The sequence below is a fragment of the Streptomyces sp. NPDC088794 genome, assembly GCF_044750545.1.
In the GTDB taxonomy this organism is placed as follows: Bacteria; Actinomycetota; Actinomycetes; order Streptomycetales; family Streptomycetaceae; genus Streptomyces.
Window position 1 is genome coordinate 42,342 of record NZ_JBIVKB010000002.1, and the last position, 19,214, is coordinate 61,555.

A 19,214-nucleotide genomic window follows, 5' to 3' on the forward strand; every position below is an offset into this window, starting at 1 on the left:
GATGAGTTCCGGCCTTCGGCCTTCAGTAGCGGGGACAGGATTTGAACCTGCGACCTCTGGGTTATGAGCCCAGCGAGCTACCGAGCTGCTCCACCCCGCGTCGGTAAACGCAACATTACGTCAGCCACGCGAGCAGAAGCAAATCGATTAACAGGCAGCCCCAGGTAAGCCTCTGACCAGGGCTTACGCCGTTCAGGCCGACAGCTCCTGGCCCAGGGCGTCCCGCAGCCGGGCCGCCCGCTTGCTCACCTCGGCCGGCCCCAGCGTCACCGCGCGGTCGGCCCAGCGCTGTCCCTCGGCCAGCTCGCCGCGCCGCGCGTAGACCAGGGCCAGGCGCAGCGCGGCACGGCCGTGCCCGGCGTCGGCGGCGCGGGTCCACCACACCGCCGCCTCCGGCTCGCTGCCCTCCCGGACGAGCAGCAGCCCGAGGTTGAAGGCGCCGTTGCGGGAGCCGGCCTCGGCCGCCGCCCGGTACCAGTGGGCCGCCTCGACGACGTCGCCGCGGGCCGCGGCCATCATGCCGACGCGCACCTGGGCACGCCGGTGCCCCTGGGAGGCCGCGCGCTCGTACCACTCCTCGCACTCGGTCTTCTCGTGCACCGTCTCGCCCAGCTCGTGCGCCGGCTCCGGCGGGCGCCGCGCGTCCAGCACGGTGGCCAGCCGGTACGCCGCCTCGGGGCTGCCGCCGCCGGCCGCGCACCGCAGATGCCGCTCGGCCGCGCGCTCGTCGCCGTCGCGCAGCCGGGCGATGCCGACCTGCAGCGCCGCCTCGGTGTGTCCGGCCGCCGCGGCACGCTCGTACCAGCGCAGCGCGACCTCGTCCTCGTCGCGGCCCGCGAACAGGATGCCCAGGTTGAAGGCCGCGTCCACGCTGCCGGCCTCCGCGGCCTTGGAGAACCAGGGCTCGGCGCCTGCCGTGTCGCCGCCCTGGAGGAGCAGGATGGCCAGCGCGTTCGCCGCCTCGCGGTGTCCGGCGTAGGCGGCGCGCCGGTACCACTGCTCGGCCTGTGCGGTGCGGCTCTGCTCGGCGCAGAGCAGCCCGAGGTTGTACGCGCCGTTGTCGTCGCCCGCGTCCATCGCCGCGCGGTACCAGCGCTCGGCGGTCTGGGTCTCGCCGCGCTCGGCGTGCAGGGCGCCCAGCGCGTTGGCGGCGTTTCCGTCGCCGTCCTGGGCAGCGCGCAGCCACCACACGGCGGCGCTCTCGGTGTCGCCGGCGTCGCGCAGCAGGAAGCCCAGGGCACAGGCGGCCCGCGCCTCACCGTCCTTGGCGGACGTCAGGTACCAGCGCCCGGCCTCCTTGAGCTCGCCGCGCCGCTCCAGGATCGCGCCGAGCTGGAGGGCGGCCCGCCGGTGCCCGCGCGCGGCGGACTGCCGGTAGAACCGCTCGGCCTCGGCAAGCAGCGCGGCACCGTTGTCGGACCCGGTCCCGGTCTCGCTCTCGTGCGCGGCCCGGCGGTCGATCGCGCGCGCCAGTCGGTACGCCGCCTCCCGGTGCCCTCGCTCGGCGGCGGCCCGCATCCAGTCCTCGGCGCCCGCGTCGCCGCGGTGCTCCAGCAGATCGGCGAGCGCGTAGGCGCCCAGGGGGTGGCCCTGCTCGGCGGACTGGCGCAGCCAGTACTCGGCGGCGGGCTCGTCCCCGCGCTCGCGGTGGTGGCGCCCGAGGGCGTGCGCGGCGGCGGCCGAGCCGGCGACGGCGGCGATCCGCCACCAGCCGGCGGCCTCGTCGGCGTATCCCCGCTGGTGGAGCAGGACTCCCAGGTTGTTGGCGGCGGCACGGTCACCGGCCGCGGTGGCGGCACGCAGATGGGGCTCGGCACCGTCGAGGTCGCCACGGCGCAGCAACATGGCCCCGAGGACACTCTTCGCCTCGGCGTCGCCGGCCTCGGCCGCGAGCCGCTGACGAAGCTCCTCGGCAGCCTCCTCGGCGGCCTCCACGGCATCGTCCTGCCCGGAGGGCTGCACAAATCGCCCTGTCTCGAACAGAGTTGCCTTGTCCCCCATAACGTCCATCGTCGCACCACCTGCAACCTGGGTACACCTGGTATACCGCAGCCAGTGAGGTCACTTCAGCGTTTTGTCGACATGCCCACAGAGAGACAAGTCAAACACAGTTCCCTCAACTCCCCGCAGCGGCACGGCCAACTCGGGCTCGGTACATGCGTTCGCACACGTCGAAGGCCCGGATCCGTAAAGGATCCGGGCCTTCGAACTGCAGTAGCGGGGACAGGATTTGAACCTGCGACCTCTGGGTTATGAGCCCAGCGAGCTACCGAGCTGCTCCACCCCGCGCCGTTGTGTGGCAACCGTACCACGGTGCGAGGTGGGCACTTGACCGGTCATCCGGCCGGTCAAGTGCCGTGCGGCCCCGGTCAGGTGCTGCCGGGACTGCTGCTCGGTCTGCTCGTGGCGCTGGGACTGGTGCTCGGTTTGGGACTGGTGCTGGGACCGGCGCTGCTCTTCCCACCACCGCTGCCGCTGGTCTTGTCGGCCTTGGACTGCGCGTCCTCGGCCCGCTGCAGCGCTTCCTCCAGATCCTTCTGCGCCTTGCCGTACGCCTCCCAGTCGCCCTTCTTCAGGGCCGCCTGGCCGGCGTCGAAGGCCTTCTGGGCGTCGTTCAACGCCTCTTGGACCGTGGGGTTGTTGGACGTCGGTGGCGGGTTGGTGGTGGTGTCGTCCGGTGGTGTGGTGACCGGACCCTCCGCTCCGAAGACCTTGTTGAGGGCCTCGTCGAGGGTGTCCTCGAAGGCGGTGTTGCCTCCGTAGGTCACCAACACCTTTCTCAGCAGCGGGTACTTGAGCCCGCCACCGCGCACATAGACGGGCTCCACGTACAGCAGTCCGCCGTCCAACGGGACCGTGAGCAGGTTGCCGTACTCGACCTCGGAGTCGCCGCCCTTGAGCAGCTTGATCGACTCGGCGATGTCCTGTTCGGAGTTGAACTGGCTCTGCACCTGTTTAGGCCCGTTGACGGTCGTACTGGTCGGCAGTTTCAGCACTCTGATCTTGCCGTAGTCGGTACTGCCCGCCTCGGCGTCGACCGTCATGAACGCACTCAGGTTGTCCCGGCCGTTGGGCGTGAAGGTCGTCGTCAGCGAGAACGCCTGGGACGCCTGGTCGGGCATCTTCATACTGAGGTAGTACGGCGGCACCGCGTTGCCCGACTTGTTGGTCGGGTCGTCGGGCACCTGCCACACCTCGCTGCCGGACAGGAACGTCTGCGCGTCCTTGACGTGGTAGCGGGTGAGCAGCTCGCGCTGGACCTTGAACAGGTCCTGCGGATACCGCAGATGGGCCATCAGCTCGGGCGAGATCGAGGACTTCGCCTTCACCGTGTTCGGGAACGCCTTCATCCAGGTCTTCAGGACCGGGTCCTCGGTGTCCCACTGGTAGAGCTTGACCTGGCCGGTGTACGCGTCGACGGTCGCCTTCACCGAGTTGCGGATGTAGTTGACCTGGTTCTGCTGGGCCACCACCGCGCGCGAGTTGTTCGTCGCGGTCAGCGAGTCCGCCGTCGTGTCACCGAGGGTCGTTCGGGAGGCGTACGGGTATCCGTTGGTCGTGGTGTACGCGTCGACGATCCACTGGATACGGCCGTCCACCACCGCCGGATAGGCGTCGCCGTCGATGGTCAGCCACGGGGCGACCGCCTCGACGCGCTCCTTGGGCGTGCGGTTGTACAGGATCCGCGAACCCTCGCCGATCGCGCCGGAGTAGAGCATCTGCGGCTCGCTGAACGCCACCGCGTACGCGGCCCGGTTGATCGGGTTGGAGAGGTTGACCCCGCTCTTGCCGGTGTAGCTGGTGGTCTTCTCACCGCTGTCGTCGGAGTAGTCGATCTCCTTCTGGGGACCGCCGACGATCGAGTACGTGGTGGTCTTCTCGCCGTAGTAGATCTGCTGCTCGTACGAGCCCAGGTCGCCCTTGGAGGGCAGGTCGGACTCGGTGAAGACCGGGCGGCCCTCGGCGTCGGCCGTGGTGCCCTTGGCGGCGACCACGCCGTAGCCGTGGGTGTAGCGGAAGTGGTCGTTGATCCAGTTGTTCTTCGGAATGCCGTTGAGGTTCAGCTCACGCAGACCGATGACCGTGTCCTGGTCCTTGCCGTCCTTGCTGTAGCGGTCGACATCCAGGTTGGTCGGGAACGCGTAGTAGTTCCTGATCTGCTGGAGCTGCTGGAAAGTCGGCGAGACGATGTTCGGGTCCAGGATGCGGATGCTCGCCGTGGAGTCGACGTCGTCGCGCAGCTTGGTCTTGTCCGCGGTGTTGCTGGTGCCCGAGTACTCGGTGACCTTGGCGTCGTCGATGCCGTACGCCTCGCGCGTCGCCTTGAGGTTCTTCTCGACGTACGGCGCTTCCTTGGCCTGCTCGTTCGGCTGGACCTGGAACTTCTGGACGATCGCCGGGTAGAGCCCGCCGATGAGGATCGCCGAGAGCACCATCAGGCCGAAGCCGATCACCGGGAGCTGCCAGGTGCGCCGCCACAGGGTGGCGAAGAACAGCAGCGCGCAGATGACGGCGATGCAGAACAGGATCGTCTTGGCCGGCAGATAGGCGTTCGCGTCGACGTACCGCAGGCCGGTCCAGTTGTCCGTCGCCTTGAAGTCGCTGGACTTCACCGCGAGGCCGTACCGGTCGAGCCAGTACGCGACCGCCTTGAGGGCGACGAAGATGCCGAGCAGCACCGACAGGTGCCCGGTCGCGGCGGCCGTGGCACGCGCGCCCGGAGAGGTGACCCGCAGCCCGCCGTACAGGTAGTGGGTGAGGGCGGCGGCGATCACGGAGAGGATCGCGGCGGCGAAGCCGAATCCGAGCAGGAACCGGTACCAGGGCAGGTCGAACGCGTAGAAGGACACGTCGAGGTGGAACTGCGGGTCCTTCTGGTGGAAGGACACGCCGTTGACCCACATCAGCCAGGTGCGCCACTGGCTGGACGCCGACGCGCCGGCGATCAGTCCGACCAGGGAGGTGATGCCGAGCAGCAGCCACCTCTTGTAGGGCGCGATGCCCATCCGGTAGCGGTCCAGGCTCTGCTGCTCCATCGACATGGCGCTCAGCGGCGGCCGCAGCCGGTGCGCGAGCCAGATGTTGAAGCCGACCGCGAGGGCCATCAGCAGGCCGAAGACGAAGAACAGGCCGATCTTGGTCCACAGCGTGGTGGTGAAGACGGACGAGTACTGCACGGACCGATACCAGAGCCAGTCCGTCCAGAAGCCCGCGAACATGGTGAACGCCATGCCGAGGACGGCCAGCACCCCCAGTGTCATGAGCAGGGTCCGGACGCGCCGCGAAGGACGGCCCACTCTCATCCGCGGCCCCGTCGGGCCTCCGCCGCGGTCGGGCATCTGGAAAGCCAAGGTGCGCACCTCGAAGTTCGCTGTCGATCCGTCAGGCCCGCGTGTTCGTGGACCTTCCGTGGCCCCCCGTGATCGCGGGCCCACACCTATGCAACTTACTCACCGTTTACTCGGTTCCCGATTCAGGTGACGAACGAGGCAGGATTGTGACCATGTCCAACACTCCCATGGCGGCGAGCCCGCTCACCCGGGCCGTACTCGAGATCGACGAGTACGTCTCCGGCCTCGGCTGGGACCAGCCCGCCCGCCTCTTCGCCCTCGTAGACACCGCACGGCTGCGGGTCCAGGAACCCGCCCTCGCGGCCCAGCTCGGCCTGACGGACGAACAGGAAGTCACCGCTCTCACCCCGATCGAGCAGGAGGAGATCCCGGCCGGCAAACCGCTGGACGAGTTCCTCGGCACGATCGCCTGGCCCGACGCGGTGGTCGGCTGCGCGCTCACGGTGGAGCGTTTGATGCTGCCGCCGTCCGCCGAGGCGTCCGTCCCCGAGGGGCTCAACGAGAAGAAGCTCGCCCAGTGGGTGGCCGAGCACCCCAGCCGTCAGGAGGTCCGGATGACGGTCGCGGTGCTGCGTGACGGCGCCCGCGACTCGGCCCTGCGGCTGCGCGAGAAGGACACGCCGGCGGAGGTCCTCACGGGCGGCGACCTGGTACCGGGCCTCGCGGAGGCACTGGCGGCCACGTTCGAGGACTAGCGGCTCCTACGAGGGGTGCCGGGGAGTCCGTTCGGCTACGAGGTCGTGCACTTCGGCAGGGCGGAGGTCTTGCCGGAGCGGATGTCCTTCAGCGCGCCGAGGGCGTCGTCGATGGTCTTCACCTTGACCAGGGTGAGGCCGTCGGGGGTGTCCTTGGCGGCGGCCTTGCAGTTGTCGGCCGGCGTCAGGAAGTACTGGGCGCCCTTGCTGCGCGCGCCCACCAACTTCATCTCGATGCCGCCGATCGGGCCGACCTTGCCCTCGTCGTCGATGGTGCCGGTGCCGGCCACGAACTTGCCGCCGGTGAGGTTGCCCGGGGTGAGCTTGTCGTAGATGCCGAGCGAGAACATCAGACCGGCGCTCGGTCCGCCGACGTCGGCGAGCTTGATGTCGATGGTGAACGGGAACGTGTGGTCGGTCCCGGCGGAGATCCCGACGATCGCGCGCTTCTCACCGGCGTCGTCCGAGGCGGTGGTGGTGAGCGTGATGTCCTGCGTCTTGGTCGCCGTCTTGTTCGCCTTCTCGGCGGCGGCCTGCTCCTTGGCCGGCACGATCGTGAAGACGACGTCCTGGCCCGGCTGATGCTTGGTCACGAGGCCGGCGACGTCGGTCGGCTCCTTGACGGCGGTGCCGTCGACGGCCTTGATCACGTCACCGGCGTGCAGCTTGCCCTCGGCCGGGGAGTCCTTGACGACCGTGGAGACGATCACCCAGGACTTCACCGGGACCTTCAGCTCCCGCAGGGCGGCGACCTTGGCGCTCTCCTGGGACTGGCTGAACTCCTCGGCGTTCTCCTGGGTCGACTGCTCCTCCGTCTTGCCGTCCGGGTAGAGCGTGTCGTGCGGGACGACCTTGTTGTCGTGCGCGAGCCAGCCGTACACGGCCTCGACGAGGTTCATCCGGTAGTCGGCGCTGGTGACGCGGACGGTCGTCATGTTCAGGTGGCCGGTCGCCGCGTAGGTCTTGTGGCCGGAGATCTGCAGCACCGGCTCGCCGTCGTGGTCCCCGAGCGTGTTCACGGTCGGCCCCGGTGACATCTCCGAATACGGCACGGGGATGAAGACTCCCGCACACAGAAGCGCGATCAGCATCAGGGTGGAGGCGAGCATCGTCGCGGTGCGGCGTGGCATGGCATGACAGTACGGGACGTCACTGTCAGCGCACCGTCAGCCCCACCCCCGCTCCCGGTGCCGGGGCGTCAGGTGTGCGATTCGGACTTCTCCATGGCCTCGCGGAACCGCGCGTATCCGTCCAGCTCGGGGCCGTCGCTGCGCACTCTGCGGGTGCGGTTGGCCCAACTGCCCCACAGTCCGGCGCCGACCGCGGCGATGAACGGAATCAACAACCAGACAAGCGCTCCCATGTCGACCTCCCAACCCCGGTGAGCGTCCGCGTGAACTGACTGATCAGCAGATTAACCAGCCGCACTGACAACGCTCATGCCCGGGGTCCGGTTACGCAACCGGAGGGAGCGCCAAGAAGGCCGCGCAGTGGTTCGCGCGGGGGCGCGCGCCGGTCGGCAGGCGCCGAAGGGGGTCAGCAGGCGCCGACCCACTCCTCGGTGCCGTCGGAGAACGTCTGGTGCTTCCAGATCGGCACTTCGTGCTTGAGGTCGTCGATCAGCTTCCGTGACGCGGCGAAGGCCTCGCCCCGGTGGGGGCAGGACACCGCGACGACGACGGCGATGTCACCGACCTCCAGGTCGCCGATGCGGTGGACGGCGGCCAGCGCCCGCACCGGGTACTCGGCGACGACCTTCTCGGCGATCCGCCGCATCTCGGCCTCGGCGCTGGGGTGGCACGAGTACCCGAGCCGCTCGACGTCCGCACCGCCGTCGTGGTCGCGCACGGTTCCGACGAACAACGTGCTCCCGCCGGCGGCGGAGTCCCCGACGGCCTTGAAGACCTCGTCCACGGACAGGGCCGTGTCACGGATCGCGATCAGCCTGATGGGATCGTCCGCGGCCTGCTCACCGGGGTGGTCGCTCGTGGATGCCATGACTCCATCGTGCCTCACGCGCGCGACGACGCGGAATAGCACTTTCACCAGGCACGCACGCGTGCCGCCTTGGAGCCTCCTACAGGGCGCACGCCTCAGGCGGCGTGCCGGTCAGATCCGCCGCCGTGCCTTCCGCGCGCGCCGCACCACGGCCGCCGCGCCCAGCAGGGCCACCGTCGCGCCCGCCGCACCGGCCGCGGTCGCGTCCTTGCGGCCCAGCCGCCGGCCGACGACCGTGTGCCGCCCGGTGACCTCCTCGAGGAGCTCCGCGAGCACTTCCTCGTTGGTCCACTGCGGCCGCCAGCCCGCGTCGTGCAGCCGGCTCCCGCTGACCACCCAGGGGTACATCGTGTAGGCCAGGTCACCGGCCGGGGACGGCGTCAGCCCGATGCGGTGCAGCCGGGCCGCCGCGCCGAGCGCGACCGCGGAGGGCAGCTCCATCCGCCGGATCCCGCTGAGCTCCTCGACCTCCTCCTGCTCCAGCCAGCCCTCGCAGCCCACGGCGAGTTCCCCGTCGACCTTCTCCAGGACGGCGTACTCCAGGGCACTGCACAGGTCCTCGACGTGGCAGAACTGCCAGGCGGGCCGTGAACCGGCCACCACGAGCAGCCGGGGCGACTCGAAGTACCTGGTCAGCGCGGTGTCGGTGCCACCGACGAGGACGGCGGGCCGCACGACGGTGACATTGAGGCCCGGGTGCGCCCTAGGCGCGCGGCGCGCGAGCCGCTCGATCTCCAGCAGGTCGCCGACGCCCGTGGCCTCGGCGGTCGCGCGCAGCTCGGCGTCCTCCGACAGCGGCAGCTCGTTGTCCGGCAGCGCCCCGTAGACCATCGCGGAGGTGCACAGCACGACCCGGTGGACCCCGGCCGCGGCGGCCGCCGTCAGCACGGTCTGCGTCCCCCGGACGTTGTACGCCGTCCGGGCGGCGGCGTCGGTCTCCAGGTCCAGGTCGAGCGCGAGGTGCACGACGACGTCAGCGCCGCGCAGCTTGTCGGCGATGGCCGGATCCCGTACGTCCAGGATGTGCCACTGGGCCGCCGCGCACTCGCCCCGCCGCTCGTCGATGGCGATGACCTGCTTGATCTCCCGCGAGGCGGCCAGCCGCTCGGTGAGCAGCGCTCCGATGCCGGTCGCGGCGCCGGTGACCGCGACGACGGGCCCGCGCAAGGCGGGCGGGGTTGATTCGTTTCGCGCTGCGCGAACCTGCGGATCTGGGGAACTCACCGGGCGTCTCCAGCGGTTGTCTTCAGTACGAGCGCGAGTGACGCGTACGTACCAGGTGGCATCCATCCTGCCGCAGGCCGCGAGTCGGCGAAGCACCGAGGCCCGATCGGTCCGCGGTGTCTACGCTGGGTGGTGTTATCGGGCAGTCGTGCCGCCGGAGGCAACCGGTGGCCTTACCAGCCGAGGAATCCCGTGAGTGACACCCCATTCGGATTCGGCCTTCCGCCGGAGGAGCCGGACGACGGCGACGAGGGCAAGAAGAAGGACCAGCAGAGCGGTGGTGGTCAGGGCCCGGCCAACCCGTTCGGATTTGGCGGGCTGCCCGGCGCCGGCGGCTTTGGCGGCCCCGGTGCGGACAATCCGCTCGCAGCCATGTTCGGTTCGCTGAACCCCAACGACCTGGGCGCGGCCTTCCAGCAACTGGGCCAGATGCTCTCGTACGAGGGCGGCCCGGTGAACTGGGACATGGCCAAACAGATCGCCCGCCAGACCGTGGCCCAGGGCACCGAGGACGGCACCAAGGACGCGAGCGTCGGCCCCTCCGAGCGCACCGCGGTCGAGGAGGCCGTCCGCCTGGCCGACCTGTGGCTGGACGACGCGACCTCCCTGCCGTCGGGCTCCGGCTCCGCGGTGGCATGGTCCCGCGCGGAGTGGGTCGAGGCGACCCTGCCGGCGTGGCAGGAGCTCGTGGACCCGGTCGCGGAGCGCGTCGGCGCGGCGATGGGCGATGTCCTGCCGGAGGAGATGCAGGCCATGGCGGGCCCGCTGATCGGCATGATGCGCTCGATGGGCGGCGCCATGTTCGGCACGCAGATCGGGCAGGCCGTCGGCGTGCTCGCGGGCGAGGTCGTCGGTTCCTCGGACGTCGGGCTGCCGCTGGGCCCGGCGGGCAGGGCCGCGCTGCTGCCGGTGAACATCGAGGCCTTCGGCAAGGACCTCGGCGTGCCCAAGGAGGAGGTGCGGCTGTATCTCGCCCTGCGCGAGGCCGCCCACCAGCGTCTCTTCGCGCACGTGCCGTGGCTGCGCTCGCACCTGTTCGGCGCGGTCGAGGGGTACGCGCGCGGGATCAAGGTCGACACGGCCAAGCTGGAGGACGTGGTCGGCCAGTTCGACCCGCAGAACCCGGAGCAGCTGCAGGACGCCCTTCAGCAGGGCATGTTCCAGCCGGAGGACTCGCCCGAGCAGAAGGCGGCCCTGGCCCGGCTGGAGACGGCACTGGCGCTCGTCGAGGGCTGGGTGGACGCGGTGGTCCACGCGGCCGCGAAGCCGCGCCTGTCGTCGGCGGACGCGCTGCGCGAGACCCTGCGCCGGCGCCGTGCGACGGGCGGCCCGGCGGAGCAGACCTTCGCCACGCTGATCGGCCTGGAGCTGCGCCCGCGCCGGCTGCGCGACGCCTCCCGCCTGTGGGCGTCCCTCACGGACGCGCGCGGGGTCGACGGCCGGGACGCCCTGTGGGCCCACCCGGACATGCTGCCCACCGCCTCCGACCTCGACGACCCGGACGGCTTCGTGCACCGCGAGCAGCTGGACTTCTCCGAGCTCGACAAGATGCTCGGCGAGGCGGCGGACGGCTCCGCCGAGAAGCCGAACCTGGAGAAGGACGGCACCGACGACGTCAAGGGCGACGACGGCGAGTGAGCCTGTACGACGACGCGGTCCTCGTACTGAAGGGGTACGAGGGCCAGGAAGAGCTGCGCCAGGCCTATCTGGATCATCTCCAGGCCCACCCGGACGGCCTGTGGAAGGCCTGCCACGCGGGTCACATCACGGCGAGCGCCCTGGTGGTCGACCCCTCGCGCGAGCGCGTGCTGCTGACCCTGCACAAGAAGCTGCGGATGTGGCTCCAGATGGGTGGCCACTGCGAGCCGGAGGACACCGCCCTGGAGGCGGCCGCCCTGCGCGAGGCCACGGAGGAGTCCGGCATCTCCGGGCTGACCCTGCTGCCGGGCGGCCCGGTCCGGCTGGACCGCCACGCGATCCCGGCGCCGTGCCACTGGCACTTCGACGTGCAGTACGCGGTCCTGGCGCCCCCCGGCGCCGTGCAGGAGATCAGCGACGAGTCCCTCGACCTGCGCTGGTTCGGCTACGACGAGGTGGCCGACGTGGCGGACGAGTCGGTCGTGCGCCTGATGGAGGCGACCCGCGCCAGGCTGTGAACGGGTAAGGGGCGCCCGCGATGGCCGGCGCCCCTTACCGTCGTGCTCCTGTTGCGTCGGACTCCTGGAGGCTCAGCTCCAGACGTTGCCCTGGTTCTGCGCCCGCGCCCCCTGCTGCCCCATGCCGTACTGCGCGGCGAGGCCGCCGCCGATCTGGGTGTGCTGCGGCGGCAGCAGCTCGCTGGGCTGGACGAGTGCGAACCCGCTGCCCATGAAGCTGAGCTCCCAGCCCTCACCGGTGTTGCCGCGCCGGCGCCACACCCCGGAGGAGTGCGTCTGGGCCTGCATCTGCACGCGCAGGCCGGTCGACCAGGCGACGATCGCGTCGGCGTCGCAGTTGACGTACTTGTCGGGCGTCACCTGCATCAGCAGGGGCGCGCCCGAGGTCATCAGGGCGACCCGGCCGCGGCCGGTGATGTTGAGCTGGTACTTGCCCGAGCCGGAGATGCCGTACTGGCTGTCGACGGCGATGACCTCGTGGTGCAGCGAGGAGTCCATCGCCAGCACATAGCTGCTGTCGACGGTGAGTCCGTCCTGCTCGACGTCCATCACATGGACGTGCTGGGCGAGGTTGGCGAGGTAGACCGTGCCCTGCCCGTGGCAGCGCATCAGGTTGAGACCCTCGCCGGTGGCGGCACGCGCGTACGCCTGCTGGGTGTTCTGGTACTCGGCGTCGAACTCGACGAGCCCCTGGTAGGCGACCATCGTGCCCTTGCGGGCGAGGATGTCGTCGTGACCCTCCAGGGTGACGCGCAGCATCTGCTTGTTCTGCAGGCTCCAGCGTTCCTGGGTCTGCTGGTCGTTGTAGGCGAAAAGCGAGCTCTGCATGACGGTTCTGGCTCCCCCTCAGCCCCGGACCCGGAGGCGGTCGGTGCTGTCCTCGCTGGGCTGGACGACGACGATGCCCTGACCGGAGAAGGCCATCTGGTAGGCCTCCCCGCTGCCGCGGCCGATCAGTGACTGCGCCTTGAAGCTGCGCTTGCCCTTCACCTTGAGGTTCGGGGACCAGGCGACGAGCGCGTCGGGGTCGACGTACGTCTCGTCCTCGCCGCCGCCGCAGTCGACGACGATCGGCTTGCCCCGGGAGGTCAGCGCGACCCAGCCCGAACCGGTGATCTTGGTGTTCCACAGGCCCTGTCCGGCGAACTTCGCCAGGCCCTTGACCCGCTCGACACCCCAGGTGAGGTGGCTGTCGAAGGCGAGCAGATTGGTGGCGTTGACGGAGATACCGTCGCCGTTGAGGTTGATGACGACGACGTCCGCGCCGTAGTCGGCGAGGTAGAGCAGACCGTCGCCGGAGCACTTCATCAGCGGAGCGCCCTCGCCGGTCATCCAGTCGCGGGCGATCTGGCGGACGGCGGGCGGGTTGGGCTCGTACTGGATGAAGCCTTCGTAGGCGACCATCGAGCCCACGCGCGCGAAGAGGTCGCTTCCGGACTGCATGGCGACCTTCAGCATGTGGTTGCCGTGGTTCTCCATCCGGGCGGTGACGGGTGCGGGGGCGAAGCCCGCGAGCGGCTGGTTCATGACGGGCTCCCTCAGACCTCGTAGGGCTGGACGACGACGAAGTTGCCGGGGGCGGCCCGGAACTGCAGGTTGACGCTCTCGCCGGTGTCGCCCGGGTAGGCGTTGCGGCGCATGCGGACCTGGCTGGAGACGATCACCTGGGCGGCGGCCGACCAGGCGACGACCGCGTTGCAGTCGGCGAAGGTGGTCGGCGTGACCGGCAGCACCACGGGCGTGCCGTGCGTCTTGACGACGATCGTGCCGGTGCCCTGGAACTGCATCGTGAACAGCGCGCCCCCGGGGATGCCGTGCCCCTCGATCCGGCGGACCTCGTACTGGAGGCTCTCGTCGAAGGCGAGGACGTTCTCGGCGGAGACGCAGATCGCGTCACCCTGGAGCTCGACGGGATGCAGGTGGGTGGCCTCCTCGGCGAGGAAGACCTGGCCCTGGCCGGTACAGCGCATCAGCTGCATCTCCTGGCCGGTCGCGTTGCCCACGAGCCGGCCGGCGAACCCGGCGCCCTTGTAGCTGAAGTCGACCTTGCCCTGGTAGAGCACCATGCTGCCCTGCCGGGCGAGCACGGGCTGGCCGCCGATGCCGAGGTCGACGCGGACGAGCTTCTTGTTCTGCTGCGTCCAGCGCTGACCGGTGGGCGTCTCCTTGAACTGCTGGAGCGCCGCGGTCACACCGGCACCGCCCTGCGGAGCGCCCTGGGGAACTCCGTACGCCTGCGGCTGTCCCGGGACCTGCCCGAAGGCGGGGGGCTGCTGACCGTAACCCGGAGGCGGGGTCGGCTGCCCGTAGCCGGGCGGCGGGCCCGGGGCGTGCGGCGCCTGCGGTGCCTGGGGCTGTCCGTATCCGGGTGGCGGCGGGGCGCTCTGGCCGGGCGGCTGACCGTAGGGCGCGGGGGCCGGGGCGGGCGGCGGCACCTGGGCGCCGCCGGGCGGGGTCATCGGCGCGATGACGGTCGGCGCGCCGTGCATGTTCGGTGCGGGCGCCGGGGCCGGAGGCGGCGTGAAGCCCTGCGGTGCGGGCTGTGCCTGCGGTGCGGGCTGCGGGGGCGAGAACGGAGCCGGCGCGGGTGCCGGGGCCGCCGGGGCGCCGAACGCGGGCGGGGCGAAGCCGGGAGCGGCGCCGGTCTGCGGCTGCTGCGGGGCGGGCGCCGCGGGCGCCTCCTCCTCGGCGACCTCGCCGCCGAAGTTCTTCAGCAGCGCGTCCAGACCGCCGTCGAAGCCCTGGCCGACGGCCGCGAACCGCCACACGTCCTTCAGGTAGAAGTCGCCCAGCATCACGGCACGCTCTGTGGAGAACTCCGTGCCGTTGAAGGAGTACCGGGCCACCTCCTCGCCGCCCGCGACGATCCGGAGGTATCCGGGGGCGACCTGCGACATCTGTCCGGCGCCGTCGAGCGTCGCCGTGAACGACAGCTTGTGGATCTTCGCCGGGATCCGGTCGAGCGTGACCCGGAAGGACTCCGTGTCGCCCGCCTGGGCGCCCAGCAGCTGGATGGACTCCTCGGGAGTCTTCGGCTGGTTGAAGAAGACGAAGTACTGGTCGTCCGAGAGCCGTTCCTCGGCGTCCAGACCGAAGCAGCTGATGTCGAACGTCAGCCCGGGGCCGCCGATCTGCACACCTACGTACAGATCGGTGCCCGCAGTGAGGTCACTGATCTTGGCCTTGTGGCCGCGTTGGAATTCCCTGGCCATGCGTAACGACCGTCCCCCATCCCGAATGCGAGTGCGTCGCGTCAGGCTAACGGCAAACGCCGACACCGGAGGAAGTCGGTACAGACCCGGTACACAAGACCCATGTGCGCCAACCAGGAGCCGTCAGTCGCCGCGGGCTCCGGGCGGATGCGGCAGCCGATCGGCGGCGACCACCCCTTCGAGGTAGCCCCGGGCCCGCTCGGTGCGGGGATAGGCCTCCAGGAGCCGCCAGAAACGCGGCCCGTGTCCGGGCACCAGCAAATGTGCCAGCTCGTGCAGGAGCACATAGTCGACGACGTACTCGGGCATGCCCTGCAGCCGGTGCGACAGCCGGATGCTGCCCTCGGCCGGAGTGCACGAGCCCCAGCGCGTGTTCTGGTTGGTGACCCAGCGCACCGAGGCGGGCCGGGCCCGCCCTTCGAAGTACTGGGCCGACAGCCGCGCGGCGCGCTCCGCGAGCTCGTCGTCGCCGAGCACCCGTTTGCTTTCCTGTGCGGCGAGCTTGTCGAGCATGACGGTGACCCAGCGTTGCTCCTCCGCCTCGGACATCCGGGCAGGGATCAGTACGACGGTGCGATCGCCCTCGCGGTACGCGGAGACCGTCCTACGGCGACGGGCGCTCCTGCGAACCTCGATCGCGCTCGCCCCCGAGCCGCTCGGCGGCTGGCTCGTCGTACTGCGCTGTGGCATTCCGGCGCTGTGCAGTGGGTCGGCGGGCACGCCCCGACGTTACCCGTTGCACACGTGGGAAGTCCCGACTCCGGGACGGTTCCGTGGCGATCCCCCACCGAGCGTTTGATTTGTACGACGAATATCCACCCCCTGTGGACAACTTTCGGCACCCCCTCGCCCGGTCCGGGCATGCTGACTCTCGCCGGCGGAAGCAGGACGGGCTCCACCGGCTCACGGGGACGTACGACGGGGGCTTGCCATGCAGTCGATGGACCGAATGGATCAGACGGACCGGATGAACGAGGTGGATCAGAGGAATCGGGCGGGTCGCATCGAGGACCCGATCGACGATCGGATGGTTCCGGTGGTGAAGCCCGCGTTCAGGCGGGCCTGGCGCGATCTCAACACCGTGCAGTTCGGGATGGCTCCGGCCCACGCGCTGACCCTGGGGCCGATGGACACGGCGACCGGCAGCTTCCTGGACCAGCTCAACGGCACCCGCGGCCTGCCGCTGCTGCGCGAGGAGGGCCGTCGCACGGACCTGCCCGACAGGCAGGTCGACGCGCTGGTGGCCGGGTTGGCGAGGGCCGGTCTGCTGGACGACGCGAGGGGAGGCGGCCCGGCCGCGGACACCCTGCGCGGCAAGAAGGACGTCCTCGACCGGCTGCGCCCGGACCTCGCCTCCCTGTCCCTGCTCACCGCCGAGCCGGGCAACGCGATGGGCCGCCTCGCCGCCCGCCGGTCACTGCGCGTGCAGATTCGGGGTGCGGGCCGGGTGGGTGCGGTCATCGCCGCGCTGCTGGCGGGTGCCGGGATCGGTGAGGTGGACGTGCGCGATGTGGGCCGGGTCGAGCCATGGGACGTCTCCCCGGGCGGACTGCCCGTCGAGTCGGTCGGTGACCGCAGGGACGAGGCCGCCCGGCGGTCGGCACGCCGATCCGCGCCGGACCGCCCGCCGCGCCGGGGTCCGCGGTCGACCCGCATGGACGACGACCCCGTTTTCTCCCTGGTGATCCTCGCCCCGCGCGACGATGTGGCGGTGCACGCGCCCGCCCCCGCCGAGGCCGAACCGCTGATCGCCGCGGGCACCCCGCATCTGTACGCCGGTGTGGTGGAGGCGACCGGTGTCGTGGGCCCCCTGGTCCTGCCCGGTGAGACGGGCTGCGCGGGCTGTCTGCACGAGGGGCGCACCGACCGGGACCCGGTCTGGCCACGCCTGGTCGCGCAGTGGCGCTCCGGGGCACCGCGTCAGGCGCGGCCCTGCGACCTGACGCTGGCCACGACCGTCGCCGGCCTGGCCGCCGCCCACGCGCTCACCTTCCTCGACGGCCGACGGCCTTCGAGCACGAGCGCCCGCTGGGAGGTGTCCCTACCGGGTCTGAACTGGCATGCGCGACCGGTCTGGGCGCATCCGGCATGCCCGTGCGGGGCCGCGGAGAGAGGTGCCGAGACAGGTGCGGAGAAAGGTAAGGGGGAACACACACCTAAGGACGAGCAGTCACACGAGACAATGAAGGGGCATCGGTCGTCGAAGGAGTCCCGCCGTAAGGCAGACACGGCACGACCGGCTGGGACTTGGAGGGCGCATGTCTGATCTTCCCCGCAAGGCGGTCACCCGTACTGCCAAGCTGGCCGCGCTGCCACTCGGCTTCGCCGGGCGGGCGACCTGGGGACTGGGCAAGCGGATCGTCGGTGAGTCGGCGGAGCTCGTCGGCCGCGAGCTGCAACAGCGCACGGCGGACCAGTTGTTCAAGGTCCTCGGTGAGCTCAAGGGCGGCGCGATGAAGTTCGGCCAGGCCCTGTCCGTGTTCGAGTCGGCGCTCCCCGAGGAGGTCGCGGGCCCCTACCGGGCGGCCCTGACCAAACTGCAGGAGGCGGCACCGCCGATGCCGACGCGCACCGTGCACGCGGTGCTGGAGGAGCGGCTCGGGAAGGACTGGCAGGAACTGTTTCTGGAGTTCGAGGAGAAGCCCTCGGCGGCGGCCTCGATCGGACAGGTGCATCACGGGGTGTGGCACGACGGCCGCGAGGTCGCGGTCAAGGTGCAGTACCCCGGAGCCGGCGAGGCCCTTCTCTCCGACCTCAACCAGCTCAGCCGCTTCGCCCGTCTCCTGGGTCCGCTCATCCCGGGCATGGACATCAAGCCCCTGATCGCGGAGCTGAAGGATCGCGTCTCGGAGGAACTGGACTACGGCCTGGAGGCGCAGGCCCAGGAAACGCACGCCGAGGAGTTCCTGGACGACCCGGACGTCGTGGTGCCCGGTGTGGTCCACCAGTGCGAGCAGGTGCTGATCACTGAGTGGATGGACGGGATCCCGCTCTCGGAGATCATCTCGGAGGGCACGCCGGAACAGCGCGACCGCGCCGGGCAGTTGCTGGCCCGCTTCCTCTTCTCCGGCCCGGCCCGCACCGGCCTCCTGCACGCCGACCCGCACCCCGGCAACTTCCGTCTGCTGCCCGGCGGTCCGGCCGGCGACGACGACTGGCGGCTGGGCGTCCTGGACTTCGGCACGGTCGACCGCCTTCCGGGCGGCCTGCCGACCCCGATCGGCGACTCCCTGCGGATGACGCTCGACGGAGACGCGGAGGCGGTCTACGAACTCCTGCGCGCGGAGGGCTTCGTCAAGGACTCCATAGAGCTGGACCCGAGCGCCGTTCTCGACTATCTGGCGCCGATCATCGAGCCCGCCCGGGCCGACGAGTTCACCTTCACCCGCGGCTGGATGCGCAGCCAGGCGGCCCGTGTCGCCGACCCCCGCTCCCCCGCCCACCAGCTCGGCAAGCAGCTCAACCTGCCGCCCGCGTACCTGCTGATACACCGGGTGACGCTCAGCACGATCGGCGTCCTGTGCCAGCTGGGCGCGACGGTCCGTCTGCGCGACGAACTGGAGGAGTGGCTGCCGGGGTTCGTCCAGGAGGACGTTGAAGACACGGAGCACGTGGCGGACGTGACGGAGGAGTCCGCCGCGGAGGCGTGATCCCGGTGGCTGTACCGCATGACCGCGGGGGCCGGTCCGTTCGGACGGACCGGCCCCCGCGGGGAGCTTTCGCCTCCCTGATCGGGAGGCCACTGCTTCAGGTGTGATCGGTTACTGCATGACGGCGATGGCCAGCGCACGGCGGGCACGCCTCGAGGCGCGCTCGGCCCGGCGCTGCATCCGGCGGGCGGACGCCAGGCTCACTGCCCGGCGTTCGCTCTCCGCCTCCTGCAGTCGGTCGTGCATATGCGCACGAGCCAGGGCTTCTGGGATGAGTTGCATCTCGCGGGTCCTGTTCTGGCGCGAGTCGGTCGCGCCGGTGGTGGTGTCTTCGATCGCGGAGCCGGCAGTGGGCTCGTTGGTGGACGGCTTCATCGGGGCCTGCTTCTTGGGGTCGTGCGTGACGGGGCGGTCGATCGTTCCTGCGATGTTCATGCCGTGACCGGGTTCTTGCGCGGGCGGCCACGCGGCCGCTTCCGGGCGACGACGACACCCTGGACGAACAGCTCGCCACCCCAGACGCCCCAGGGCTCACGCCGCTCCTTGGCGCCGGCGAGGCAGGCCTCGATCAGCGGGCAGGTGCGGCACAGGGCCTTGGCGTACTCGACGTCGGCCGGCGACTCGGCGAAGAAGACCTCCGGGTCGTAGGAACGGCAGGGGACGGGTACGCCGAGGTTCTCGATGGCGTCGTCAAGCGCGGTGAGCGCGGTGAGCGGAGTGAGCGCGGTCAAGGTGGAGTCCTCCGTGAGGCCGGGCGGGGAGATCGTTTCGGAAGGCGGTACGGACGGGGCGTGCGCTTCGAGATGCACGGTCGGTCTTCCTCGTCTGGTCGTTCCGGTCCTGTTGGACCGGGTGGCGGCTGGGTACCGGGTACTGCTTCTGTCCCGAGGCCCCTTCGCTCCGTCGTCCCCGTTCGGGGACAAACAGA

The 19,214-nt window shown here is 70.6% G+C and carries 17 protein-coding genes and 2 tRNA genes; 5 read left to right on the top strand and 14 right to left on the bottom strand.

Features of this window, described 5'->3' with window-relative positions:
* Positions 1 to 26 precede the first annotated feature (26 nt).
* The 4 genes from ACIP6U_RS04780 to ACIP6U_RS04795 form a co-directional block, all read right to left on the bottom strand.
* Positions 27 to 100, bottom strand: a tRNA-Met gene (locus ACIP6U_RS04780).
* A gap of 92 nt (positions 101 to 192) precedes the next feature.
* The gene (locus tag ACIP6U_RS04785; protein ID WP_401713040.1) at positions 193 to 2,010 is read right to left on the bottom strand and encodes a tetratricopeptide repeat protein; all 1,818 of its coding nucleotides are present in this window, start codon (positions 2,008 to 2,010) and stop codon (positions 193 to 195) included.
* Between the two features lie 205 nt (positions 2,011 to 2,215).
* Positions 2,216 to 2,289, bottom strand: a tRNA-Met gene (locus ACIP6U_RS04790).
* 80 nt (positions 2,290 to 2,369) lie between these two features.
* Complete coding sequence (locus ACIP6U_RS04795; RefSeq protein WP_401714392.1) at positions 2,370 to 5,339, bottom strand: UPF0182 family protein; 2,970 nt, start codon at positions 5,337 to 5,339, stop codon at positions 2,370 to 2,372.
* A gap of 164 nt (positions 5,340 to 5,503) precedes the next feature.
* Here ACIP6U_RS04795 and ACIP6U_RS04800 point away from each other — a divergent pair, with 164 nt between their 5' ends.
* Positions 5,504 to 6,046 carry a PPA1309 family protein gene (locus ACIP6U_RS04800; protein WP_401713043.1) on the top strand — a complete coding sequence of 181 codons (543 nt, stop codon included), beginning with the start codon at positions 5,504 to 5,506 and terminating at the stop codon, positions 6,044 to 6,046.
* A gap of 35 nt (positions 6,047 to 6,081) precedes the next feature.
* Here ACIP6U_RS04800 and ACIP6U_RS04805 read toward each other — a convergent pair whose 3' ends face one another.
* The 4 genes from ACIP6U_RS04805 to ACIP6U_RS04820 form a co-directional block, all read right to left on the bottom strand.
* Positions 6,082 to 7,176 (bottom strand): PDZ domain-containing protein, encoded by a 1,095-nt coding sequence (locus ACIP6U_RS04805; protein WP_401713046.1) that lies wholly within the window; start codon positions 7,174 to 7,176, stop codon positions 6,082 to 6,084.
* A 68-nt stretch (positions 7,177 to 7,244) separates the two neighbouring features.
* Positions 7,245 to 7,409 carry a hypothetical protein gene (locus ACIP6U_RS04810; RefSeq protein ID WP_401713048.1) on the bottom strand — a complete coding sequence of 55 codons (165 nt, stop codon included), beginning with the start codon at positions 7,407 to 7,409 and terminating at the stop codon, positions 7,245 to 7,247.
* Between the two features lie 173 nt (positions 7,410 to 7,582).
* Complete coding sequence (locus ACIP6U_RS04815) at positions 7,583 to 8,044, bottom strand: molybdenum cofactor biosynthesis protein MoaE (RefSeq protein WP_401713051.1); 462 nt, start codon at positions 8,042 to 8,044, stop codon at positions 7,583 to 7,585.
* Positions 8,045 to 8,155: 111 nt separating this feature from the next.
* On the bottom strand, positions 8,156 to 9,268 hold the full coding sequence (locus ACIP6U_RS04820) for an SDR family oxidoreductase (RefSeq protein WP_401713054.1): 1,113 nt from the start codon (positions 9,266 to 9,268) through the stop codon (positions 8,156 to 8,158).
* Between the two features lie 192 nt (positions 9,269 to 9,460).
* On the opposite strand from ACIP6U_RS04820, the gene ACIP6U_RS04825 reads away from it, so the two are divergent.
* A complete protein-coding gene (locus ACIP6U_RS04825; protein WP_401713057.1) occupies positions 9,461 to 10,906 on the top strand; it encodes a zinc-dependent metalloprotease in 1,446 nt (481 codons plus the stop codon).
* A complete protein-coding gene (locus ACIP6U_RS04830; RefSeq protein WP_401713060.1) occupies positions 10,903 to 11,424 on the top strand; it encodes an NUDIX hydrolase in 522 nt (173 codons plus the stop codon). The genes ACIP6U_RS04825 and ACIP6U_RS04830 overlap by 4 nt, the downstream gene beginning before the upstream one ends.
* 72 nt (positions 11,425 to 11,496) lie before the next feature.
* On the opposite strand, the gene ACIP6U_RS04835 is transcribed toward ACIP6U_RS04830, so the two are convergent.
* From ACIP6U_RS04835 to ACIP6U_RS04850, 4 genes are all read right to left on the bottom strand, one after another.
* Positions 11,497 to 12,252, bottom strand: a complete 756-nt coding sequence (locus ACIP6U_RS04835; protein WP_401713062.1) for an AIM24 family protein — start codon at positions 12,250 to 12,252, stop codon at positions 11,497 to 11,499.
* Between the two features lie 18 nt (positions 12,253 to 12,270).
* Entirely contained in the window at positions 12,271 to 12,951 is a 681-nt protein-coding gene (locus ACIP6U_RS04840) for an AIM24 family protein (protein ID WP_401713065.1), read from the bottom strand.
* An 11-nt stretch (positions 12,952 to 12,962) separates the two neighbouring features.
* Complete coding sequence (locus ACIP6U_RS04845; RefSeq protein ID WP_401713068.1) at positions 12,963 to 14,636, bottom strand: TerD family protein; 1,674 nt, start codon at positions 14,634 to 14,636, stop codon at positions 12,963 to 12,965.
* Between the two features lie 123 nt (positions 14,637 to 14,759).
* Positions 14,760 to 15,356, bottom strand: coding sequence for a M48 family metallopeptidase (locus ACIP6U_RS04850; RefSeq protein WP_401713071.1), 597 nt, complete (start codon positions 15,354 to 15,356; stop codon positions 14,760 to 14,762).
* Positions 15,357 to 15,663: 307 nt separating this feature from the next.
* Here ACIP6U_RS04850 and ACIP6U_RS04855 point away from each other — a divergent pair, with 307 nt between their 5' ends.
* Together ACIP6U_RS04855 and ACIP6U_RS04860 are read left to right on the top strand one after the other, a co-directional pair.
* A complete protein-coding gene (locus tag ACIP6U_RS04855) occupies positions 15,664 to 16,902 on the top strand; it encodes a TOMM precursor leader peptide-binding protein (protein ID WP_401714393.1) in 1,239 nt (412 codons plus the stop codon).
* The gene (locus tag ACIP6U_RS04860; RefSeq protein WP_401713074.1) at positions 16,895 to 18,286 is read left to right on the top strand and encodes an ABC1 kinase family protein; all 1,392 of its coding nucleotides are present in this window, start codon (positions 16,895 to 16,897) and stop codon (positions 18,284 to 18,286) included. The genes ACIP6U_RS04855 and ACIP6U_RS04860 overlap by 8 nt, the downstream gene beginning before the upstream one ends.
* A 111-nt stretch (positions 18,287 to 18,397) precedes the next feature.
* On the opposite strand, the gene ACIP6U_RS04865 is transcribed toward ACIP6U_RS04860, so the two are convergent.
* Both ACIP6U_RS04865 and ACIP6U_RS04870 read right to left on the bottom strand, forming a co-directional pair.
* Positions 18,398 to 18,721 carry a hypothetical protein gene (locus ACIP6U_RS04865; protein WP_401713077.1) on the bottom strand — a complete coding sequence of 108 codons (324 nt, stop codon included), beginning with the start codon at positions 18,719 to 18,721 and terminating at the stop codon, positions 18,398 to 18,400.
* Positions 18,718 to 19,095 (bottom strand): WhiB family transcriptional regulator, encoded by a 378-nt coding sequence (locus tag ACIP6U_RS04870; protein WP_401713079.1) that lies wholly within the window; start codon positions 19,093 to 19,095, stop codon positions 18,718 to 18,720. Before ACIP6U_RS04870 ends, ACIP6U_RS04865 begins: the two co-directional genes overlap by 4 nt.
* Positions 19,096 to 19,214 lie beyond the last annotated feature (119 nt).

What these genes read in the sequence shown, in the direction of transcription:
- ACIP6U_RS04840 (WP_401713065.1), bottom strand. Translation starts at nt 12,951, where the DNA reads ATGAACCAGCCGCTCGCGGGCTTCGCCCCCGCACCCGTCACCGCCCGG.
- ACIP6U_RS04815 (WP_401713051.1), bottom strand. Translation starts at nt 8,044, where the DNA reads ATGGCATCCACGAGCGACCACCCCGGTGAGCAGGCCGCGGACGATCCC.
- ACIP6U_RS04845 (WP_401713068.1), bottom strand. Translation starts at nt 14,636, where the DNA reads ATGGCCAGGGAATTCCAACGCGGCCACAAGGCCAAGATCAGTGACCTC.
- ACIP6U_RS04865 (WP_401713077.1), bottom strand. Translation starts at nt 18,721, where the DNA reads ATGAACATCGCAGGAACGATCGACCGCCCCGTCACGCACGACCCCAAG.
- ACIP6U_RS04795 (WP_401714392.1), bottom strand. Translation starts at nt 5,339, where the DNA reads ATGCCCGACCGCGGCGGAGGCCCGACGGGGCCGCGGATGAGAGTGGGC.
- ACIP6U_RS04835 (WP_401713062.1), bottom strand. Translation starts at nt 12,252, where the DNA reads ATGCAGAGCTCGCTTTTCGCCTACAACGACCAGCAGACCCAGGAACGC.
- ACIP6U_RS04805 (WP_401713046.1), bottom strand. Translation starts at nt 7,176, where the DNA reads ATGCCACGCCGCACCGCGACGATGCTCGCCTCCACCCTGATGCTGATC.
- ACIP6U_RS04800 (WP_401713043.1), top strand. Translation starts at nt 5,504, where the DNA reads ATGTCCAACACTCCCATGGCGGCGAGCCCGCTCACCCGGGCCGTACTC.
- ACIP6U_RS04855 (WP_401714393.1), top strand. Translation starts at nt 15,664, where the DNA reads ATGGTTCCGGTGGTGAAGCCCGCGTTCAGGCGGGCCTGGCGCGATCTC.
- ACIP6U_RS04810 (WP_401713048.1), bottom strand. Translation starts at nt 7,409, where the DNA reads ATGGGAGCGCTTGTCTGGTTGTTGATTCCGTTCATCGCCGCGGTCGGC.
- ACIP6U_RS04860 (WP_401713074.1), top strand. Translation starts at nt 16,895, where the DNA reads ATGTCTGATCTTCCCCGCAAGGCGGTCACCCGTACTGCCAAGCTGGCC.
- ACIP6U_RS04785 (WP_401713040.1), bottom strand. Translation starts at nt 2,010, where the DNA reads ATGGACGTTATGGGGGACAAGGCAACTCTGTTCGAGACAGGGCGATTT.